The following is a 22,218-nucleotide window of genomic DNA, read 5'->3' on the forward strand; positions in this document are numbered from 1 at the left end:
TAACGGTCTAAGTCGCCCCTGCTCGGTGTTATAAATTGCTAATGGCTATTATTTACGAACTGAGGTTGAGTAGTTGCTTGGTTTCATATAAGGGTAGGCCAACAATGGCAGAATAGCTGCCATTAATTTTTTTAACATATTGGCCTGCAATGCCCTGTATTGCATAACTGCCCGCTTTATCTTGGGGCTCCCCTGTTTGCCAATACTCGATGATTTGTTGTTGATTAATTTCGGTAAAAAACACATCACTAATCACAATATCAGACAATGATTGAGTATTAGATTTTAAATGTATTGCTGTCATCACTTGATGCGTCTGGCCTGATAACAAACTGAGCATTTTAACAGCATCAGCTTGATTCTTTGGCTTGCCTAACAATTGTTTTTGAAAAACCACTATCGTATCTGAGCCTAACACAGCGCCATCTTTAGGGCTATTTTCCCAACCAGCTTCAGCTTTAGCTTTGGCTAAACGTAAAACATAGTCCTGTGCAGTTTCATTTTCAAAAGGTGTTTCGTCAATTTCCCCATCAACTGGCTCAAAATCAACTTGTAGTTGTGCCAATAATGCCCGTCGACGTGGCGATTTTGAGGCAAGATATAGTTTTTTCATATTATCTAATTCTAAATGCGCGGCGGTATTTTCTTAGTAAAACCAATGCAGTAGGCCAAATTATCATATTGGTTAAAATTGGCCATAATAGCTCAGGTTGAAAATAAGCCGTCGTTAAAAAATGCTGCAGCCAGTAATCAGCCAAGTGATAAAATGCACTAACTAAACCAATAATTAATACTTGCTGAACAGCTGAAAAATTACGGATAGTTAAATAATTAGTTGAGCAAATATAAGCAACCAAAGCCAACATAACCGCATGTGAACCTAAAACTGAGCCTAATAAAATATCCAGAATAAACCCGCATATCCAGCCTGTTCCTACATTCACTTTATGTGGCAGTGCAATACACCAATAAATTAATACCACCAACAACCAGTCTGGGCGAAACGCTTCAATAATGCTTGGCAATGGCGTGATTGCTAAAATAAATGATATAAAAAGGGTAAATGCAATTAAACTGATACCACCCATAATTACCCCTCTTGCCCGTCATTAGTTTGCTTACTTGGTTTTTCTTTTGATAGCTTATTCTTAATAGCTTCTTTTGAACCTCGTTGAGGTTGATGCTCTGATGTTGGAGGCCAAAGTAACAACAAATATCGAATTCGATTTAAGTGGGCAATAGGACGAGCTTTAATTTGAGCAAAAGGTAAACTTTCATTAAACGTAACTTCCGTTACTTCAGCTACGGGGTAACCTTCAGGGTATAGTTTCCCTAAACCCGAACTCATTAACAAGTCGCCTTTTTGAATATCAGTTGAGTGTGGCACAAAGTTAAGCTCTAGACGATCAATTCTGCCACTACCAGTTGCAATACTACGTACGGCATTACGCACTACACGCACCGGTATAGAATGGGTATGGTCAGTAATCAACAACACCCGACTAGTTGTAGAGCCAACATTAACGACTTGGCCTACAATACCGTTTTCATCCAGTACAGCTTGGCCTTCAAACACCCCATTTAAAGTACCTTTATTAATAACAACTTGGTGGCTATTTGGATTACTTTCAACTGACATAACCTCAGCAATCATCTTACGCATTTCTTGCCTAAGTGGTGAATCTAAAAGCGCGCGTAGCCTATCATTTTCACGCTCTAAAAAGGCCATACGCTGAACTTTTTCACTGAGTATTAAGTGTTGTTCTCGCAACCTGGTATTTTCACCCAATAAATCATGACGTGAAGAAAGAGATTCGGTTGACCAGTTAAACATTTTTTGCGGTAAATTGGCGGTATATAAAATAGGACTGACAAAAGAGTTAAGGTATACCTTTGCATCTTCAAAACCGTTCAGCTTGTGATCAACAAACATAGTGGCTACTGAAATAATCAGTGCAAGAAACATACGTGTTTGAGGGGCAGGACCACTACCAAACAATGGAGTCATAAAAAACGTAGACCATAAAAAAGTCGGCAAAAGCCGACTGATTAATCATAAGAGAATAAATCGCCACCATGAACATCAATCATATCAATGGCCTTACCGCCTCCTCGGGCGACACAAGTTAATGGTTCATCTGCAATCACTACAGGAATGCCTGTTTCTTCCATTAATAAACGATCTAAATCTTTTAATAACGCGCCGCCGCCTGTTAATACCATGCCGCGTTCACTGATATCGGATGCTAATTCAGGTGGTGATTGCTCAAGCGCAACCATTACCGAGCTAACAATCCCCTGAAGTGGTTCTTGTAATGCTTCTAATATTTCGTTGCTGTTTAGGGTAAAGCTTCTTGGAACGCCCTCAGCTACGTTACGACCACGCACTTCAATTTCTTTAACTTCATCACCCGGATAAGCTGAACCAATTTCATGTTTAATTCGTTCGGCCGTAGCCTCACCAATCAAGCTACCAAAATTACGACGCACATAAGAAATAATAGCTTCATCAAACTTATCACCACCAATACGTACAGATGATGAGTAGACAATACCGTTTAATGAAATAATAGCAACTTCTGTCGTACCACCACCGATATCAACTACCATAGAACCTGTTGCTTCTGATACTGGTAAATCAGCACCAATTGCTGCCGCCATTGGCTCTTCAATTAAATAAACTTCACGAGCGCCTGCACCCAGCGCTGATTCTTTAATTGCACGTTGTTCAACTTGAGTTGCCCCACAAGGCACACAAATTAATACTCGTGGGCTAGGACGTAACAAATTAGTATTATGCACTTGCTTAATAAAATACTGCAGCATTTTTTCGGTAACATAAAAATCTGCAATCACGCCATCTTTCATTGGACGAATCGCTTTAATATTACCTGGCGTTCGGCCTAACATTTGCTTTGCGGCAGAACCCACTGCAGCAACTGTTTTTTGCCCACCTGCTCTTTCCTGACGAATCGCAACAACGGAAGGCTCGTTTAACACAATACCTTGATCTTTTACATAAATGAGTGTGTTTGCCGTTCCTAAATCTATTGATAGATCATTTGAAAACACACCACGGAGTTTCTTTAAAAGCATGGGGAAAAACCCTATTAAAATTCTGAACGATGGAAATTGCTGCTAACTTTACCAACGAGGTACACATTCGGCAAGCAAACTAAAGCGATATCACAAAATAGTCGACAATTTGTAAACCAATTTATTATTAATATTATGTACCAATATAATTTTATGATTTTATCGCCAATCAGCTTGCTATTTTAGCGGAAAATAATAGACATTACAGAGCTAGTTTTGCTAACTCTGCACTTTTTCTTAATTATTTTTCACTATTTGACTATTCACTAGCCCGGCAAACACATTTTTTGGTTTATTTGACATTAATTCGTACACTTGCTGATAAGCTAATACCGCTTTAACATATTCTCGTGTTTCATGGTATGGAATATTTTCAATCCAAATATCTAACGGCATTGCTTTATCTTTTGGTAACCAGCTCATCACACGGCTATAGCCTGCATTATAAGATGCAATAGCCAGAGGTGTTTGCTGTTTCGTCCGTTTAATTAAACCACTAATATATTTAGTGCCTAACCGAATATTGGTATTAGCTTCATACAAACGTCGTCGACTCACTCTTTTCCCTTCTACAAATCTGGCTGTGGCAGGCATAATTTGCATTAATCCCATAGCCCCGACTGGTGAATGGGCATCTTCCATAAAAGAGCTTTCACGACGCGATATCGCAAACGCTAAACTAGAATCAATCCCCACCCGTTTACTATATTTTTGATATAAGTCAGCAAACGCTTTTGGAAAACGAATAGACACCTCATCGTATAGCCCAGCTTGAGCTATCCCACGCAGTGCTTGATCATACCATTGCCATTGATAAGCCAAGTACGATGCGGCCGCTAATTCATCAGAACTTAACGTGCGTTTATATTGCCACCATTCCCGCCGTGCTGAAACATTGCGCTTAATCTGTAAAAACTCGTAAGTTCGCTTAGCAGCTGGTGCACTAGCTAATTTACTAATGACGGCTTGTTCGGCTTTATAAGGTTTATAGTTTAGTTGATAAGGTTCTTCAATTTGAGCCGCTGCCATAAAACCATAATAATGGCGAGTTTTAGATAATTCAATAAACCGGTTGTTTGCAGTATGTTTTATCCCAAGCTTTGCCTGAGCGCGTGAAAGCCAATAACGGTAAATCGCTTTTTGCTGCAATTGCTCTGGCAAACTTTGAATTACAGAAGCAACATTAACCCAATCTTGCTCTCGTAAATAAGCCGCTAAATGCCAATGCGTTAATTTATCGTCTTTAACCTCATTAGGTACTTTATCCATCCAATCAATTGCATCTTTATGGCCCTTGCTCGCTAACGCCAGAGCAAACGTATATAAAACTTGGCCACGTTGCTCTGCACTAAACGGAAATTTTTCTTCAATTATTGGCCAATGTTTAATCGCTGAGTCGGGATCTCGCCATATTAACCTTTTAATACCATAAAACTGGATTTTGGCATTATCTTCATTGGGTGATTTAAATTGATTTAGCTGGGTAATAACAGCAGGGTTACGCCTAACCGCATGCCAAAGCTTGGCCCATGCTTGCTCTGATTTAGGTAATAGCTTAGTTAAATATGGAATCAGTGTATGACTACCACCATCTGCCGCTTTAATAACTCGCTGTTTAACCACATTGGTTGTTCTAAAGCCTGCTTTTTGCCACTGATCAAATAACGGATCACATACTTTAGGCTGTGATTGTCCGACTACCCACAAATCTTTAACTTGATCCGCTATATCTTTAATTTTGCCGCCAATCGCCAATTCAAATCTTAAATACTGGCAATTTAGTTCAGCACTCGATGTAGGCTTAAAATCATTAATAAACAACAAAGGCTCATTTTTTTTAGCCAAATAATTTAACCATTTCTTACGTAATGGCCACTCTAATGGGGTGCTTTCATAAATAGATAAAAAAGATCTAATTTTGTCTTTGTTCGATAAATACGTATTATTTTTTAAATAAGCCAACTCAACATAAGGAAACAAAGGATAATCTGCCAATTTTTCTCGCCAACGCTCTACCGTTTTATAGGAGCCATTTTGCGCTTCTGCTTCAGCGCTCGAAAACCATTCTCTTTGCTGCTCTATATCAGCACTCATTGCAAAGCTGTTAGAACCAACCCAAACTAGCGAACCGAGTACCAAACTAACCCATTTCATAAATACCAATCCCTAAATTACTACAACAAACACAATATTTTTAATACATAATCCACGAAGCTTAATAAAATTCAAACAAGTGTTTGAATTTTTAGATTTACCGATTACACTTTCTAAGTTGTTAATTTATTATTTTTCTAACATAACATCAGCAAAATGCTAAGACTATAATAACGAAAGCTGTCTCAGGGTGTAACCCTAAAGCCAATATTCAGTTATATCAAAACTGCTTAATCTATCCAAAATTAACTATTGATAGGAGCTCAGTCCATGATTTATGCAGGCCAACACCTTAAGTTAATTCAGCTTGAATCGCAATTAGCTGAATTAGTATTAGATTCAGCTAGCTCAGCAAACAAGTTTGACCAAACAACTTTAGCAGAGTTTCACAACGCGCTCTTAAAAGCTAAATCCGCCAACCTAAAAGGCTTGTTAATTCGTAGTGAAAAAAATCACTTTATTGTGGGCGCCGACATTACTGAGTTTTTAACTAAATTTAATTTACCACTTGATGAGCTTAATCAATGGTTAAAGCAAGCGACAGACATTTTTGATTTATTAGAAGATTTACCTTTTCCTACAGTTTCCGCCATTACAGGCTATGCCTTAGGCGGTGGATGTGAAGCGATACTCGCCACTGACTACCGAATAGTTGACCACACAGCTCAAATTGGTTTGCCAGAAGTAAAACTCGGAATTATGCCTGGGTTTGGTGGCACGGTTAGAATGCCACGTATTATCGGTACTGATAACGCGTTAAAACTCATTACGACAGGCTCAACTAATAGCGCGGATGACTGTTTAAAATTAGGTTTAGTTGATGCTGTTATTAACGACCCAGACCAATTACGCGAAGCAGGATTAGACTGTTTAAAACAAGCTGCAAGCGGTGATTTTGATTGGCAAACTAAACGTGCAGCAAAATTATCCCCGCTACAATTGAGTAAAACTGAAAGCTTAATGTGCTTTAATTTGGCAAAGGCTATGGTAGCCCAGCATGCAGGGCCACATTATCCAGCACCTATGATGGCTGTAAACACGATAAAAGCAGCAGCCACTCATACCCGCAAGCAAGCCATGCTAATTGAAAATGAAAATTTTATAACGCTTACTCAAACCCCACAGGCAAAAGCATTAGTTGGTGTATTTTTAGCTGACCAGCAATTAAAATCAAATGTAAAACGAATAACCAAATCTGTTTCTCCTCCTAAACAGGCGGGCATTTTAGGTGCTGGGATTATGGGAGGTGGTATTGCCTATCAATCCGCTTACAAAGGCATACCTGTGGTGTTAAAAGATATCAACCAACAAGCACTCGATTTAGGAATGAAAACCGCTGCCGACCTGTTAAGCAAACAGTTATCACGTGGTCGAATTGACCAAGCTAAAATGTTAAAAGCATTAACCAGTATTCAGCCAAGCTTAGATGATAAACCTTTAACACAAGCAGATATCATTGTTGAAGCCGTGGTTGAAAAAGCAGAAATTAAACAAAAAGTGCTTAAACAAACTGAATCAATTAGCAAACCAGACACAGTATTAACCTCAAACACATCAACAATTTCAATCAACCAGCTGGCCAGTGAATTGGCTCGCCCCGAGCAATTTTGTGGAATGCATTTTTTCAATCCGGTTCACCGAATGCCTTTGGTTGAAGTTATTAGAGGTGAAAAAACATCAAACGAAACAATAGCTAAAGTCGTAGCTTACGCGAGTGCGATGGGAAAATCCGCAATTGTGGTAAACGACTGCCCCGGCTTTTTTGTCAATCGTGTGTTATTTCCTTACTTAGCCGCGTTTAATCAATTAGTTTGCGATGGCGCTGATTTCAGACAAGTTGATAAGGTAATGGAAAAATCTTTTGGATGGCCAATGGGGCCTGCTTATTTACTCGACGTAATAGGAATAGATACAGCGCACCATGCTCAAAATGTCATGGCACTTGGATTTCCAGATCGCATGCCATTACCTAAGCTTAATTTATTAGCTGAGTTAAACCATGCCAATCATTTAGGTCAAAAAACAAAGCGAGGGTTTTATCAATACCAAACCGACAAAAAAGGCAAGTTACAAAAACAAACTGACGATTTTGTCGATAAACTATTAATCGAAAAAGGTATTAAGCCGAATCAATTTTCTGAACAAGAAATAATAGACCGACTCATGACGCCTATGCTCAATGAAACATTACGCTGCTTGCATGACAACATTATTGATAGTGCCGAAGCTGCCGACATGGCGTTGTTATATGGTTTAGGTTTCCCTCCATTTAGAGGTGGCGCCTTTAGATACATGGAAACCATAGGTCTTGAGAATTTTGTAAAACAAGCTGACAACTTAGCCGATTTAGGACCACTTTACCAAGTACCAAACGCTGCCAGAGAAGCTATTAATCAGCAAGTTAACTATCTAAATAACGCGGAGTCAAAGCTATGAAAGATGTCGTCATTGTAGATTGTGTACGCACCCCTATGGGACGCTCTAAAGCTGGAGTATTTAAAAATGTCAGAGCCGAAGATTTGTCTGCTCATTTAATCCAACAATTACTAGCGCGTAACCCAAACCTAAACCCCAATGAAATTGAAGATGTAATCTGGGGTTGTGTCATGCAAACATTAGAGCAAGGTTTTAATGTTGCGCGTAACGCTGCTTTATTAGCTGGTTTGCCTCCGTCGGTTGCTGCTGTCACGGTAAATCGTTTGTGTGGCTCATCTATGCAAGCGCTGCACGATGCTAGCCGCTCAATAATGTGCGGCATGGGCGACATATTTATCATAGGTGGTGTTGAACATATGGGACACATCCCTATGACTCACGGTGTTGATTTTCATCCAGGCCTAGCCAAAAACACCGCATTAGGGGCTGGCTCTATGGGGTTAACCGCAGAGTTATTAGGTCGAAAATTTAATATTAGCCGAGAACAACAAGATGCCTTTGCCAGTCGCTCTCACCAGAATGCGCATCAAGCCACGATAACGGGTTTATTCTCTAAAGAAATCATTCCAACTTATGGTCATTTAGCAGATGGCCGCTTAGCGTTAATCAAACAAGACGAAGTCATTCGACCGGAAACTAATACTGAAAAATTAGCATCACTTAAACCTGTATTTGACCCTGTCAACGGCACTGTTACTGCTGGTACATCATCGGCATTGTCAGATGGTGCGTCAGCCATGCTGGTCATGTCAGCAGAAAAAGCAAAATTACTCAATTTAACACCGATAGCAAAAATAAAATCAATGGCGGTTTCAGGTTGCGACCCATCAACTATGGGGTTTGGTCCTGTTCCAGCAAGTGAAAAAGCGCTCAAACGCGCCAAACTTACATTAGCTGATATTGATTTATTTGAATTAAATGAAGCGTTTGCAGCACAAAGTTTGGCCTGTATCCAAGCGCTTGGAATTGAAGACAAGTTAGACGATCAAATTAATTTAAATGGCGGTGCTATCGCTTTAGGGCATCCATTAGGTTGTTCAGGAGCTCGCATCAGCACAACTTTGCTCAATTTAATGCAAAATAAAAATGCCAATTTAGGGTTAGCGACTATGTGTATTGGTTTAGGCCAAGGCATTAGTACTATCTTCGAGCGTTTAAATTAATTAAATGTAAGCGCCTTTATCCCTTTATCACGGGCGCTTTTTATTGATAACAAATCGAGTTTTATTGAACAAACTGGCTTGTCAATTACGCTCAGTCGACTAATATAGGTTTAAATTTTACAGCCTTCACTAAGGTGTGTGGATCTTTGTGTTATTTTGAGCAATAGGGGCTGAGGCCAAAATTATAAACAAAGATAAACACGCCCTAATCTAAGATAAACAATAGGGACGCATATGAAAAAGTTCACATCAATCAAACTCGCGATAGCGGCAGCTTGCTTGGCTGCTAGCTCAGCACAGGCAGACACCATTTTAGGTTTATACGCAGGCGCGCAATATTGGCAAGTTGAGCCTGAAGGTCAATTTGGTAGCAGCGATGATCAACAAGCTGCATTCAATTATGATGATGACGCACAAGGTTCATTTTATGTTGCCTTAGAGCATCCGGTTCCGTTAATTCCTAATATTAAAATTCGCCAAACCCAGTTAGAAGTTGCGGGTAGTCAAAACATGAGCTTTAACTTTAATGGCACCGCTTTTGATGGCAAGGTAAGCACTGAAGCTGATTTATCTAATACAGATTTAACATTATATTACGAAGTATTAGATAACGGCTTAGCCAGCCTAGATTTTGGGGTGACAGTAAAAAGCTTAGACGGTGAAATTATGGTCATGGATGATGATGGTACATCTGAAATGCAAGAACTAACCGGGTATGTGCCTATGGGGTATTTAGCGGCTCAAGTTGGTTTACCATTAACGGGCCTATCTTTATACGGTGATGTGAGTGTCTTATCAATTGGCGATCATAGTTTAACCGATTATCAAGCCGGTATTGCATATGCGTTTGTTGATAATATTGCGGTCGATATCAGCGCTCAATTAGGCTATCGCAGCTTTAAACTTGAGTTGGATGATTTAGACGGTATCCATTCTGATTTAGAGTTTTCAGGCGCTTATGCCGGTTTAGAAGTACACTTTTAAAAATCTTTAATCTAAAAAATATCCAAGCAGGTTAGCGATATTAAATCAGAGTTAACCTAAAAAGCAGCTTAGCAATGAGACCCACTTTATGGTATCACTTCTAGGCTGCTTTTTTGTATCAGCGCTTAATACTAAATGAAATAGTAACAATATTACTACTGGAATTGATACTGTGTATAAATTTGTTTAATTGCAGATTTTGCTTTTAAAGCCAGCGATGGTTGTTGGTTGGCCTGAGCTTGATACTGTGCATTAGTATAAGCCTCAACTTGGGGAAAAAGTTTATTTTCAGCTTGAGCATTATCAAAATATTGGCGAGCCGATATCTGTGAATTTAACCGAGCCTGAATTGATTTTTCAGCTGTGCTTAGTTTGTTTCTTAGGCCATTTGCATCTGGTGCAATTTGCTGCAAAGTTTTTAACCAAAAAATAGCCGAGCCAGATTGTTTATTAACTAAAAAATGATCGGCTCTTGCTGTTATTTTAACCGATAAAAATACTTTTAACGCATTACGCTGAATTGCATTTTTTTCAAACGAATACTGCTGTGTTTTTAAATACCCCAAAAATGCTTTATACAAATAACCATCAGCTAAATAGCGATTACTCTGGCTAATTAGCGTCAGCTCTTTATTCGTTTCAATTCGTTTAAGTTTATTTTGAATACTGGCGTTATTTGGTGAAAACTCCAACGCTTTTAAATAATAGGTTTCAGCTTGATGCCACTTCTTATTTTTTTCTGCCAACTCCGCTTGCTGAATAAAATAATCCGCACCATTGTGGGTTTTAGCTTTTGTTTTTAAATCTTCCGCTTGGGTTAATTCAGGGTTTAAAGCCAACGCTGACTCAGCTAACACAACCACCTTTTCAAAATTTTCTTGGTCGAATGCTTGCTTCGCTTGGTTTAAATAATCTTGGCTGCCATTTTTGGTTAATTGCGCTAATAATTGAGTCGTGTTTTTATAATCTGGGTAACGCTTAATCAACTGATTGAGTAAACCTTGCGCTTGAAGCCATTTTTGCTGGTGCATGCTCTCATGGATAGCTTGGTAATCTCGATTAACAGCCTCAATAAATTGATGTTTTTCATCCGATAATCGTTCAGTTAATAACTCAGCTTGATTAATATCTAACGATTTAACCTCAGCAACAATTTGCTCTGCTTGATTAAAGTTCTTTATATGTTTAGGTGTTTTCGATAATAACAAATTGACTTGCTGACTTAATTCATCAGCGAGCTGACTTTTAGCTTCATTCAACTTTTGCTGATAAAGCGAGTTATCTGGCGATTTAATTAAAGCTTGCTCAAAGTACGCTATTGCTTGGCTATATTGCTGTTTGTTATTTAGTTCTAAACCTTGCTCGTATTCAAGTTTGCCGTTAGTTGTACATGCGGTGGTCGATATCAGTGCCAGCCAAAGCAATGCCATTTTGGTTTTCATATATACTCCAAGCTTACAGAACTAGGGTCTGAGCAGATTAAAATCTGCAAGATTATACTAAAGTCGGCCTAAAATGCGAATCTAACGTCAGAGGGTAAAATACTTCGAGGGTAATTTGGGGCATAAAAAGCGTTAAAATAAAAACCAGCCAGCTCACCAAAAAATTAAACTGGCTTGTTTTTTAATCATTCAACCAAATTGGCTTTCGGTAAGCACTTAACGCGTGCCGTAAATAACCATAGTTTTACCGTGCGCTTCAATCAGGCCTTGCTCTTCAAGATTTTTTAATACTCGACCCACCATTTCACGAGAACATCCAACAATACGGCCTAATTCCTGACGAGTAATTTTAATTTGCATACCATCAGGATGAGTCATCGCATCTGGTTGTTTGCATAAGTCTAATAAAGTAGCGGCTACTCGACCAGTTACATCTAAAAAGGCTAAATCAACAACTTTTTGCGAGGTATCTCTTAAACGCAATGCTAATTGGCTAGATACTCTGAACAAAATTTCTGGGTTATCTTTGTATAAGCGCTTAAATTTATCGTAGCTAATTTCTGCTACTTCGCATTCTGTACGCGCTTTAACTGAAGCACTTCGTGCTTCGTTATCAAATAAGCCCATCTCACCGTAAAATTCACCAGGATTCAAATACGCCAAAACAAGTTCGCGCCCTTCTTCACCTTCCATTGTGACGGAAACCGAACCTTCTAATAATAAATAAAGTGATTTAGGCTCATCTCCGGCATTAATAATGGTACTTTTGGCGGGATAACGTTGTCGATTACACTGTTTAATAAATGCTTGAAGCTCGTCATCATTGGCGACGTGAAAAGGTATACTCATAATAATTTCTCTTTTGTTAGAGTTATTTAACGACTAAATTAATTTAAGATCAGCCTATCTTCGAATTAACAATTATTGCAAACATGGATACAAGTTGCGCTTGGTGAACAATGTACCCGATCAAAAATAATAAAAGCCAGAACTTTATCGTATATTGAGAGTTTAAATCACAAAATCAAGCTAAAGACATCATAAATTTGCAACTTGGGGGTGGTAATATGTTATTTTACTGACGCTAAATTAAATTTATATTAAAGTTTTTCTAGGGAATAATTGAGTTAAGTCGGTATAATTATTTTGTCGGCATCAACAACCCCGGCTAGCAATATCTAATCAAAAAACATTCAAATCAGCTCATGGTAGTTAAATTTTTATTGTGTATTTAAGCCAATTAAAAATATAGAGCGATATAACACTTAGGAGTTCTTATGGAAACAGTAACTGAATGGTTTGAAAACAACCAAGGCTTATTAATTAGCTATGCAGTTAGCTTAATCACGGCAATTTTAATTTTGTGGATTGGCTTTAAAATAGCACGAAAAATCTCCACTATGATCAACAATGCCATGGTCAAAAAATCAATCGACCCTGCGGTTGCCTCTTTCGTTGCAAGCTTATCTCATGCCATCATTGCGGCAGCGATTATTATTGTTGCATTAGGCCATGTCGGCGTACAAACGGCCACTTTTGTCGCTATTTTAGGTGCGGCCGGTTTAGCGATTGGTTTATCTTTACAAGGGTCACTCGCCAATTTTGCATCAGGTATTTTAATTACCGTATTTAGACCATTTAAAGCAGGCGATTTTATCGAAGCTGGCGGTGTTGCAGGTGTCGTAAAAGAAATCCAAATTTTCTCAACTATAATGACAACGCCAGATAATAAATTTGTAGTAGTACCAAATGCTCAGGTAACGGGTAGTCCAATCACTAACTACTCTCGCCATGATACTCGCCGTTTAGATATGGTTATTGGTGTATCTTACTCTGCTGATTTACAACAAACTGAAGATTTACTTAATCGCATAGTAAAATCGCATCCAAATGTACTAGAAACGCCAGAGCCTACTGTAGCCGTTTCTGAACTTGCCGACTCGTCAGTTAACTTCGTAGTTCGTCCTTGGGTTAACACGGCTAACTATTGGCCAACTAAATTCGAGCTAACCAAAACCATTAAACAAGAATTAGATAAAGCAAATATCGGCATTCCATTTCCACAAATGGATATTCATGTACATAAAGAAGAAAAAACCGAATCTGAATAGTTAAGTAGTAGAAGGAAAATTAGCGCATGAAATTATTTAAATTGGCCAGCTTAAGTTGCATGGTTTGTGCTGCATTTAGCGCACAAGCAGCAGAGCCATCAACGGCAGAAGTTGAGTTAGGTGTTATTGCAACGTCAGGTAATACCGATAGTACTTCACTAAAAGGTAAAGTTACTATTAATCAGGAGCTAGAAAACTGGAAAAATAATTACCAGTTAGATGCCTTGTACAAAAAAGACGAAGTAGAAGTTGATGGTGTAGACGAAGAGCAAACGACAGCACAAAAGCTTTTTGTTTCAGCCCAAGGTGACTATAAATTAAACCAAGAGCATTCAGCGCTATTTGTTTATGGTTCATATACAGACGATAGATTTAGTGGTTTTGAATATCAAAGCACCGTGGCTGTTGGTTATTCTGATCAATTATTTAGTACCGACAATTCGTTTTTAAATTACAACATTGGTCCTGGTTATACTTTTAACGAAACGGATGATGGTGAAAAAAATGAAGCTGCTGTGGTACGTTTAGCGGCAGAGTACCAATATGAACTTAGTGAAAATGCTAAATTCACACAATTATTAAGTACAGAAGCAGCGTTCGACAGTGATAATAATACACGAACTCGCTCTGAATCGGCGGTTTCAGCAAACTTAATGGGCAACTTAAGCATGAAAGCCGCTTATACGATTGTCCATAATAGTGAAGTTCCTGCTGATAATGAAAACACAGATACAACTACGAGTATCACGTTAGTTTATTTATTCTAAATAATATCTAAACCTAAAAACCAAGCTAAACAAGCTTGGTTTTTCCTTCCTCTTTGAACTTCCTCCCCTAACCTTACCTTTAAATTTTAACAAAAATGTAAAAAAATCTTTGCATTGTGAGCAGTGTTCATTTTATACTCAGCTCCATAATAAAGCTGTTTAATAACCAGACATGTGCTCATTAATGCGTTATTAAATACAAAAGATTAAATATAATAATTAAAAAATGCAATCTGTCGCTAAGTTACGCTTCCTAATACTATTAGTTTATCTATTCAGTATGACTCACGCTCATGCGAAGGTAAGTGCATCTTTCGCTAGCCAACTAGGCTATACCGATAATTTATTAAAAACATCAGACAAAATTTCAACAATGCAACAAAGCTTACAGGCTCAATTGAATATGGTTCATCAGTGGAGGCAACTTAATTCTAATTGCGGCTTATCCGTTTCGGGGACACGTTATCAAGCATCTCAAAATGATAATATTGCCAATAATCACTTTCATTGTGTTTTAAGTTACCAACCAAGCAGCCAACATACCATGAGCCTAAACGCAGGGTATAATAATGCAGATGAAACCCGAGGTTCAGGAATTAGCAAAAATGCCCCTAATAATATTGATCAACCAGATCAATATACCAATCAAAACTTAAACCTAACTTACCTGTATCAAACCAGCCCACTGCAGGGCTTTCGATTTTCTAGCAGCATAAAATTAACAGATAAAAACTACCAATCCGCCCGAAGCCTAGCTTTACAAAACAACCGTCAGCAAAATAAACTAGATTTAATAGTCGGTTACCAATCACGTAAAAATACCTATTGGTTTACTCACTATGGCATTTCAAATAGCCGTTTTAACGAAGCCGAGCATCGCAACAATAATGTAAATACATTAGCGTTAGGGTTAGCCTGGCAAGCCACAGCCATTACCGGATTTAAGGCGGAGCTAGGTCAGCAAAATAAAGTAAATGATGACCACTTAAATAAGAATGCCTCGAATAAGAGTGAGTATTGGTCAATCAGTGCAACCTGGGCCCCTAAAACCTATTCAGTATTCACGTTAAATAGTCGTAGTTATTACCAAAGCAGTGTATTAACAGACTCAAATACACAGCAAAACCAAACACTCAGTTTAGATTGGCGGCACAGTTGGAACAATAGGTTAGATAGCCAAGTTGGAATGAGCTATCAAAAGTACGATCAGGATTCACAAGATAATCGCATAGAAAAATTAAAGTCGTTTAATATGTCGGTTGCTTACACTTTGAATAACCGGATAAAAACTAAGTTAAGTTGGCAACTACAAAATAATCAAGACAACTTGAGGCAATATAGTTTCCGCCAGCAACAAATTTTTTTAACGTTTAATTTAGCTTGGCAGACATAAAATGCAATTAATCAACACGAGATTTATTAGCCTAATTTGTCTGTTTTTTTCCTGCTGGGTGACTGTATCGGCAAACGAGCTAAGTGAATATAAATTAGGCTCAGGTGATACTATTTCGATTTATGTTTACGGTCACAATGATTTAACTTTAACGGCCAAATTAGATGACAGTGGGAAAATTAGTTACCCTTTTATTGGTGATATCATCATCAAAAATAAAACCACTCGCCAAATCAGACAAGAAATTACAGAAAAGCTCAAACAAGGCTATTTAGTTGCGCCGCAAGTGCATGTTTCGGTTTCGCAATACCGTCCTTTTTATATTTATGGTCAAGTCAATAAACCCGGCAGTTTTGCCTATCAACCTGGTTTAACCGTGGTAATGGCAATTGCATTAGCAGGTGGCTTAACTGAACGAGCTTCAAGTAACTGGTTTATTAAACGGAGCCAGCAATCAACGCAAATTGCGGCTAATGATGAAGATTTAATTTACCCTGGTGATATGTTAACGATAGAAAAGAGCTTTTTTTAATGGCTGAACATATTCCACAAGATGAAATTGATTTAGGCCAGCTATTTTCGCTTTTATGGCGACAAAAATGGTTACCCATTTTTTTCTGCATTTGCTTTGTATTGATAGCATGGGTTTATGTACAAAACATAGATAAAAAATATGCCGCTACTACCACGATTCAAATTGGTATTGATCAAGGTAATGTGGTTTCTATTGATGATCTTTATGTTTTAGAAGCAAGAAGCAAAGAGTATTACAGCACTCAAATTGAGCTGCTAAAATCACGCAGTATGTTAAGTCGAGTCGTCACTCAACTGGGTTTAACACAAAACGACCTGTCTCCTATTATGGAGCGGCCTATTTATCAGTACTTGCCCTCTCTTAAACCAAAAAAAACAAAGCCGCAGGCCACGCCTAGCAATACAGATTTAGCAAAAAAACTACAAAAAATGGTAAAAATCAGCCAAATAACGGGCAGTCAACTCATCAATATAACCGTAACCGCGCCCAATCCTAAACTAGCACAAAGTATTGCTAATACCCTTGCGGATGTTTACATGCAGTACCATCAAGATTCTAGAAATAAACTTAATGATAATGCAACAAAGTGGCTTATCACTGAACTTGAGCAACTAAAATCTAAACTTGATGCCGCTGAAGAAAACCTTCAAGCATATATAAAACAAGAAGATTTAGTTGATTTAGCGGGTATATTAAGCTTAAAAAGCAAAGACATAGAAACACTAGCCAAACAGCTACTGATTGCAGAAAGAGAAGTTAAAGCACTAAAAGTCAAATATAAAATCATTCAGCAAACGCAAGATCCCATTTTACTTTTACTATCAAATGCCATTCCCACCAATGCATTGGTCGAATCAACTCACAGTACCTTATCGCAGCTAAAACTTAAACTCGCTGAATTAGCTTTAGTATTTGGCCCCAAGCACCCAAAACATATCGCATTATCTGAAGAAATAAAAGCCACTCAGGCGACTTTAAATCAACAGATTGCAACGCTAATTCAAGGTGTCGAATATAATTATAAAACGGCGATAAAACAGCATGAACAAGTTGAAAAAAGCTTCAAGCAAGCTAAACAGGAATACCAACAGTTAACTAAACAGCAGAATAAATTTCGCCAATTACAAAGGGAAGTCACGGCCAACCAAGAACTATACGATACCTTTTTAAAACGGTTGCAAGAAACCAAAGCGACCAAAAGTATGGAAAAAGCTTTCGCTAATATCGTTGACTATGCACAAATAAACCCAGTTCCTATCAGCCCCAAAAAGCCACTGATTTTAGTATTGGCTTTGCTATTAGGTGGCATGCTAGGCACTTTGCTTGTTTTTGTTATTGAGTTTTCAAGAACAGGCGTTCGAGATAAAGATGAAGTATCACAAATTAGTGCGCTACCTGTTTTATCTGAAATACCAAAAATTAAACGGCGCAACCAAAATGGTAACCCCATGCTACCAACCGAGTTGTTTGCAAACGAGTACTACCTTGAAAGTATTCGAACTCTGCGTACAAGATTAAAAATGAATTATGAGCAAGTTAATATTATTGCCATCACTTCAGCTATGCCTAATGAGGGTAAATCCACCTTAGCATTAAATTTAGCTAAAGCTTTTTCAGAGGTAGAAAAAGTATTAGTAATAGATGCAGACTTACGCAAACCTTCAATGGCTCAAAAATTAGGATTACCTGCCAACAGACAAGGCCTAGTTGAATTAATGTCAGGCCAATATAAAGTATCAAGTTGTTTATACCGACAAGATTCGCTTGGTTTTGATGTATTAACTTCGGGTGCCAATTGTGATAACCCTAGCAAGCTTTTATTATCAAAAGATTTTCCTCGTTTGCTAAAAGGGTTAGCCAAATATTATGACAAAGTAATTATAGAAACCGCGCCAGTAAATCTGGTTGCCGATGCTCAAGCTATTAGTAAAGCTGCAGATGGGATTTTATTTGTTGCCAAGGCTGAAAAAACGCCCAGAGGATTTATTAGTCATGGCCTTGGTTTATTAAATCAAGTTCAGGCAAATGTCCTAGGTATTGTGCTTAATCAAACTCAGCAAAAGTTATCTCGCTATCAATACCGTCAATACATTAAACCAGTTAAACCCGACTCAAAAGAGGCCATGCCTGCTAATGTTGTGCCTTTGCCGAAACGTTTTAATGGGCTAGATAATGAAGCTTTTGAATTACAACGCCAAGACCTGCTGGCACAATATCAAAAGCTAAACCGCCCCCCTAAACGCTTGTCGTTAAACAAAGCAAGAAAGCAATAAGCTATCGCCCGATAATAAATGATTAATCTTAACCGAGATCAGGTTCTATTTGTTTAATTTGTTGGCGAACCACAATATAAGAGCCAAACCAGCCCAGCAGCATACTCAACCCCAGCAGACCAAACATTTCGCTCCCACTGAGTCCAATTAAACTAAACTCTGATTGATATAACTCGGTAATTTGCTGAATTGACGCCGATAAATACCAAATTAAAATTTCAATACTAAACCAAGCTATCATACCGGCAAAAAAGCCGTACCATAACCCTGTATATAAAAATGGCCTCTGAATAAACCTATCGGTTGCCCCTACTAGTTTGAGTACTTCTATTTCATCTCTACGATTCACAATGGATAATCGAATAGTATTACCGACAATTAAAATAACCGATAAACACAAAATCACAATTAAACTGCTCATCGCATCTTTAACCATGCTTAACAGCGCATTAAGCCGCTTCAGCCACTCAATATCTAGCTTACCAAAATCAACTTCGCGCATTTGTTCTAATTCAATCAATAAATCTGCTGCAGCATTGGCAGATGAAAAATCACTAAGTGGCGTTACCACCAAAACATTAGGCAAAGGGTTAGTTTCAAGCAAATCAAGTGCGCTTCCAAAACCAGATAATTGCTCAAATTCATCAAGTGCTTGTTGTTTGCTAACCAACTGTACTTTTTCAACTTTATGATTTAATTCAATTTGGGTAACAAAGGTATTTAATTGTTGGTCGGTTAAATCATCTTGCAAAAAAACAGATATTTCGGCGGCGTTTTGCCAATTTTGTTCAACCAGCTCGGCATTTTTTACCACAACAAACAAAGTGGCAGGTAAAGTTAAACTTAAACCTAAAACAGCGATAGTTAATATAGAAGGTAAGGTATCGCGCCATATACTCCCTAACGCCATTAACCATTGGCGGACATGGCTTACAAAAAAACTGATTATCTTTTGTATAAAGCCTAATTTTCGCTGATGAGCGCCGCCAGAGCGAGTGCGATGACCAAATAATAAACTCACTCAAGGTCCCCTTCTGGTGTATCTTGTGAATCAGTTAAATTGGTATTTAACATTCTGCCTTGCTTTAACGTAAAAGTTCGATATTTCATTCTGGCAATTAAGCCCAAATCATGTGTTGCAATTAAAACACTGGTGCCAACTTGGTTAAACTCTTCAAAAATACGCATAATATCTAACGATAATTTAGGATCTAAGTTACCTGTTGGTTCGTCAGCTAATAATAAAGGTGGGGTGTTGACCACAGCGCGCGCAATACCAACTCTTTGCTGCTCACCACCCGATAACATAACTGGGTAATATCGCTGTTTTTCTAATAAACTAACTTTATCAAGCGCTGCATGCACACGCTTACGGGTTTCTTTTAAACTATAACCTTCAATAATTAACGGTAGTGCGACATTATCAAATACAGTTTGCTCTTTTAACAAATGATGGTTTTGAAATATCATGCCAATATCACGGCGAACATATGGCACTTGCTTTTTAGATACTTTACTTAAGTCGTGACCGTTAATTAATACTTTGCCCGCAGACGGACGCTCCATAATAGAAATCAGTTTAAGCAAAGTGCTTTTCCCTGCACCTGAATGGCCGGTTAAAAAAGCCAGTTCGCCAGCTTTAAGTTCAAAGCTCACCTTTTGTAATGCTTGGTGGCCTCCGCGGTATGTTTTTGACACTTGCTCAAACTGAATCATCCGTAAACCTTGCTTTGGTATGGCTTATATAGTTGTGCTCGTTAACTTGCCGAATCTGCTTTTTCGTGCTGGCTTGTATCTTGCTCATTTTTATCTTCAGTGCTAAATAAAGCTTCAATAAATTCGTCGGCATCGAATGGGCGTAAATCGTCAATTCCTTCCCCCACCCCAATATAACGAATGGGTACTTTGAATTGATCCGCAACTGAAAATATAACACCGCCTTTAGCAGTACCATCTAGTTTAGTTAATGAAATACCCGTTAAGCCAACCGCTTCATCAAATAATTTAGTTTGGCTAATCGCATTTTGTCCTGTGGTAGAGTCAATCACTAACATCACTTCGTGCGGTGCCTTAGGATCAATTTTTTTCATTACTCGAACAATTTTTTTAAGTTCTTCCATTAAATGCGCTTTGTTTTGTAAACGCCCTGCCGTATCTGCAATGAGCACATCTATGTTTTTTGCTTTAGCAGAAGCAAAAGCATCATAAACAACAGAAGCACTATCTGCACCTGTATGCTGAGCAACCACATTAATATTATTGCGTTGCCCCCAAACTTGTAATTGCTCAACAGCTGCTGCACGGAAAGTATCGCCCGCAGCCAACATCACTGATTTACCTTGCTGTTGATACTGTTTGGCTAATTTACCTATGGTTGTCGTTTTACCGACCCCATTAACCCCGACCATTAACATTACAAATGGGCCATCTGAATTAGGCACACTTAATTCAAGTGGCTGATTTACTTCGCCCAATATTTCGCGCATTTTTTCTTTTAGCAACGAATATAAAGCTTCTGCATCGGTTAAACCTTGCTTTTTCGCTGTCTGCGTAACGGAATCAATTACTCGGGTAGTGGTTTCTATACCTAAGTCAGCCATTAAAAGCTGAGTTTCTAGCTCTTCGAGTAAATCATCATCAATTTTTTTACCTTTAAATAAGCCAAATAAACCGCTGCCAATTGAAGCTTTAGTACGAGTTAAACTTTGCTTAAGACGGCTAAAAAATCCTATTTTTTGAGGGCGCTGAGCTGGCTCTTCAACTTGCGTAGGTATATCATTATTTTCTTCACTTTCAGATAGAGCTGCTTGCGGCGAAGAATCTGCTGGCTGAATTTGCTCAATTTCAGGTGAATTAACGGGTGTAGATGACTTCGCCTCTTCTTTTTTCTGAGGTGCTTCAACGGCTTCAGCTTGCTCTGTCTGCTTATTAACCTGTTGAGCCTCTTCTACTGTTTTTTGTTCATCTTTAGTTTTGTTCTTTTGACCAAACCAGCCAAATAAACCTTTCTTTTTGTTCATTCGATTTTATATCTCTATTAATTATGCTTATCAGGCTGTATTGATATCAGCTTAACTAGGCTCGGCCTATATTTAAGCGTATTTTACCCCTAAACCGACTTTCACCCAAGTGCTGTCTTGCTTCAACCTTCAATCTGTGATGGCTGTTAATTAATGGATTGAGTATAATTAGCTTACAATAACTCAAAAGTAGCTAACAGCATTTACATTTATGGTATCACGCAGACCCGTTAGACAAAATAAAGCCAATCAAACAAAGACAAAAAAATCTAATGGCTTTGTCAGAATTATTAGTGGTAAGTTTAAAGGTAAAAAACTGCCTGTAAGAGACAGCCAAGGGTTACGCCCCACAACTGACCGAGTAAAAGAAACTCTATTTAATTGGTTAATGTTTAAAGTGCATGGTAGCCGAGTGTTAGATTGTTTTTCAGGCTCAGGTTCTCTTGGTTTTGAAGCCTTATCACGAGAGGCCGAATACTTAGTTATGATTGAAAAAGATCCAACAGTTGCCCAACAATTAAAACAAAATTTAAACCTGCTGAGTAAAAATGATGTACATCTTAATGCTCAAGTTATCGAGCAAGACTGTCTACACTATTTAACGCAAACCCAAAGCGAATTTGATTTAGTGTTTGTCGATCCGCCATTTCGTTTAGGGTTAGCCGAACAAGCCTGCAATTTATTAGCTCAATCAGATTTATTAACCGATGATGCTTACATTTATGTTGAAACTGAAAGCGAATTAAAAACAAGCGGTTACCCAGATAACTGGCAGTTGTTAAAAGAAAAAACTGCAGGTCAGGTATGTTATCGGCTTTTTCAATATCAAAAATAATTTATTGTT

At 38.2% G+C, this 22,218-nt stretch carries 19 protein-coding genes; 9 read left to right on the forward strand and 10 right to left on the reverse strand.

Annotation, left to right across the window (positions count from 1 at the left end):
* Window positions 1-52: 52 nt before the first annotated feature.
* The 5 genes from OLW01_RS12655 to OLW01_RS12675 form a co-directional block, all read right to left on the reverse strand.
* Window positions 53-613: a Maf family protein gene (locus OLW01_RS12655; RefSeq protein WP_268074278.1), complete on the reverse strand. Its 561-nt coding sequence runs from the start codon at window positions 611-613 to the stop codon at window positions 53-55.
* Window position 614: 1 nt separating this feature from the next.
* A complete protein-coding gene (mreD, locus tag OLW01_RS12660) occupies window positions 615-1,088 on the reverse strand; it encodes a rod shape-determining protein MreD (protein ID WP_268074279.1) in 474 nt (157 codons plus the stop codon).
* A gap of 2 nt (window positions 1,089-1,090) precedes the next feature.
* Entirely contained in the window at window positions 1,091-2,008 is a 918-nt protein-coding gene (gene mreC / locus OLW01_RS12665; protein WP_268074280.1) for a rod shape-determining protein MreC, read from the reverse strand.
* Window positions 2,009-2,049: 41 nt separating this feature from the next.
* Complete coding sequence (locus OLW01_RS12670) at window positions 2,050-3,096, reverse strand: rod shape-determining protein (RefSeq protein ID WP_268074281.1); 1,047 nt, start codon at window positions 3,094-3,096, stop codon at window positions 2,050-2,052.
* Between the two features lie 237 nt (window positions 3,097-3,333).
* Window positions 3,334-5,250 carry a transglycosylase SLT domain-containing protein gene (locus tag OLW01_RS12675; RefSeq protein ID WP_268074282.1) on the reverse strand — a complete coding sequence of 639 codons (1,917 nt, stop codon included), beginning with the start codon at window positions 5,248-5,250 and terminating at the stop codon, window positions 3,334-3,336.
* A gap of 270 nt (window positions 5,251-5,520) precedes the next feature.
* Here OLW01_RS12675 and fadB point away from each other — a divergent pair, with 270 nt between their 5' ends.
* The 3 genes from fadB to OLW01_RS12690 all read left to right on the forward strand — a co-directional run bounded on the left by fadB (window position 5,521) and on the right by OLW01_RS12690 (window position 9,833).
* Window positions 5,521-7,686, forward strand: a complete 2,166-nt coding sequence (fadB, locus tag OLW01_RS12680; RefSeq protein WP_268074283.1) for a fatty acid oxidation complex subunit alpha FadB — start codon at window positions 5,521-5,523, stop codon at window positions 7,684-7,686.
* Window positions 7,683-8,849: an acetyl-CoA C-acyltransferase FadA gene (gene fadA, locus OLW01_RS12685; protein WP_268074284.1), complete on the forward strand. Its 1,167-nt coding sequence runs from the start codon at window positions 7,683-7,685 to the stop codon at window positions 8,847-8,849. Before fadB ends, fadA begins: the two co-directional genes overlap by 4 nt.
* Before the next feature lie 234 nt (window positions 8,850-9,083).
* Window positions 9,084-9,833: a TIGR04219 family outer membrane beta-barrel protein gene (locus OLW01_RS12690; protein WP_268074285.1), complete on the forward strand. Its 750-nt coding sequence runs from the start codon at window positions 9,084-9,086 to the stop codon at window positions 9,831-9,833.
* A 155-nt stretch (window positions 9,834-9,988) separates the two neighbouring features.
* Here OLW01_RS12690 and OLW01_RS12695 read toward each other — a convergent pair whose 3' ends face one another.
* Both OLW01_RS12695 and crp read right to left on the reverse strand, forming a co-directional pair.
* Complete coding sequence (locus OLW01_RS12695; RefSeq protein ID WP_268074286.1) at window positions 9,989-11,275, reverse strand: tetratricopeptide repeat protein; 1,287 nt, start codon at window positions 11,273-11,275, stop codon at window positions 9,989-9,991.
* Between the two features lie 216 nt (window positions 11,276-11,491).
* Window positions 11,492-12,124: a cAMP-activated global transcriptional regulator CRP gene (crp, locus tag OLW01_RS12700; protein WP_268074287.1), complete on the reverse strand. Its 633-nt coding sequence runs from the start codon at window positions 12,122-12,124 to the stop codon at window positions 11,492-11,494.
* Window positions 12,125-12,552: 428 nt separating this feature from the next.
* On the opposite strand from crp, the gene OLW01_RS12705 reads away from it, so the two are divergent.
* The 5 genes from OLW01_RS12705 (at window position 12,553) to OLW01_RS12725 (ending at window position 18,354) form a co-directional block, all read left to right on the forward strand.
* Window positions 12,553-13,386 (forward strand): mechanosensitive ion channel domain-containing protein, encoded by an 834-nt coding sequence (locus OLW01_RS12705; RefSeq protein ID WP_268074288.1) that lies wholly within the window; start codon window positions 12,553-12,555, stop codon window positions 13,384-13,386.
* A gap of 26 nt (window positions 13,387-13,412) precedes the next feature.
* Complete coding sequence (locus tag OLW01_RS12710; protein ID WP_268074289.1) at window positions 13,413-14,153, forward strand: DUF481 domain-containing protein; 741 nt, start codon at window positions 13,413-13,415, stop codon at window positions 14,151-14,153.
* Between the two features lie 280 nt (window positions 14,154-14,433).
* The gene (locus tag OLW01_RS12715; RefSeq protein WP_268074290.1) at window positions 14,434-15,546 is read left to right on the forward strand and encodes an outer membrane beta-barrel protein; all 1,113 of its coding nucleotides are present in this window, start codon (window positions 14,434-14,436) and stop codon (window positions 15,544-15,546) included.
* Between the two features lies 1 nt (window position 15,547).
* Window positions 15,548-16,078 carry a polysaccharide biosynthesis/export family protein gene (locus OLW01_RS12720; RefSeq protein WP_268074291.1) on the forward strand — a complete coding sequence of 177 codons (531 nt, stop codon included), beginning with the start codon at window positions 15,548-15,550 and terminating at the stop codon, window positions 16,076-16,078.
* Window positions 16,078-18,354: a GumC family protein gene (locus tag OLW01_RS12725; RefSeq protein WP_268074292.1), complete on the forward strand. Its 2,277-nt coding sequence runs from the start codon at window positions 16,078-16,080 to the stop codon at window positions 18,352-18,354. Before OLW01_RS12720 ends, OLW01_RS12725 begins: the two co-directional genes overlap by 1 nt.
* A gap of 28 nt (window positions 18,355-18,382) precedes the next feature.
* On the opposite strand, the gene ftsX is transcribed toward OLW01_RS12725, so the two are convergent.
* Genes ftsX through ftsY form a run of 3 tightly spaced genes read right to left on the reverse strand, consistent with a single transcriptional unit; the run spans window position 18,383 to window position 21,374 of the window.
* Window positions 18,383-19,375 carry a permease-like cell division protein FtsX gene (ftsX, locus tag OLW01_RS12730; protein ID WP_268074293.1) on the reverse strand — a complete coding sequence of 331 codons (993 nt, stop codon included), beginning with the start codon at window positions 19,373-19,375 and terminating at the stop codon, window positions 18,383-18,385.
* Window positions 19,372-20,070, reverse strand: a complete 699-nt coding sequence (gene ftsE / locus OLW01_RS12735) for a cell division ATP-binding protein FtsE (protein ID WP_268074294.1) — start codon at window positions 20,068-20,070, stop codon at window positions 19,372-19,374. Before ftsE ends, ftsX begins: the two co-directional genes overlap by 4 nt.
* Window positions 20,071-20,111: 41 nt before the next feature.
* Window positions 20,112-21,374 carry a signal recognition particle-docking protein FtsY gene (gene ftsY, locus OLW01_RS12740; protein WP_268074295.1) on the reverse strand — a complete coding sequence of 421 codons (1,263 nt, stop codon included), beginning with the start codon at window positions 21,372-21,374 and terminating at the stop codon, window positions 20,112-20,114.
* Between the two features lie 211 nt (window positions 21,375-21,585).
* Between ftsY and rsmD the strand changes: the two genes are divergently transcribed.
* Window positions 21,586-22,209: a 16S rRNA (guanine(966)-N(2))-methyltransferase RsmD gene (rsmD, locus tag OLW01_RS12745; RefSeq protein ID WP_268074296.1), complete on the forward strand. Its 624-nt coding sequence runs from the start codon at window positions 21,586-21,588 to the stop codon at window positions 22,207-22,209.
* Window positions 22,210-22,218 lie beyond the last annotated feature (9 nt).

The organism is Catenovulum adriaticum, assembly GCF_026725475.1.
GTDB classification, from domain to species: domain Bacteria; phylum Pseudomonadota; class Gammaproteobacteria; order Enterobacterales; family Alteromonadaceae; genus Catenovulum; species Catenovulum adriaticum.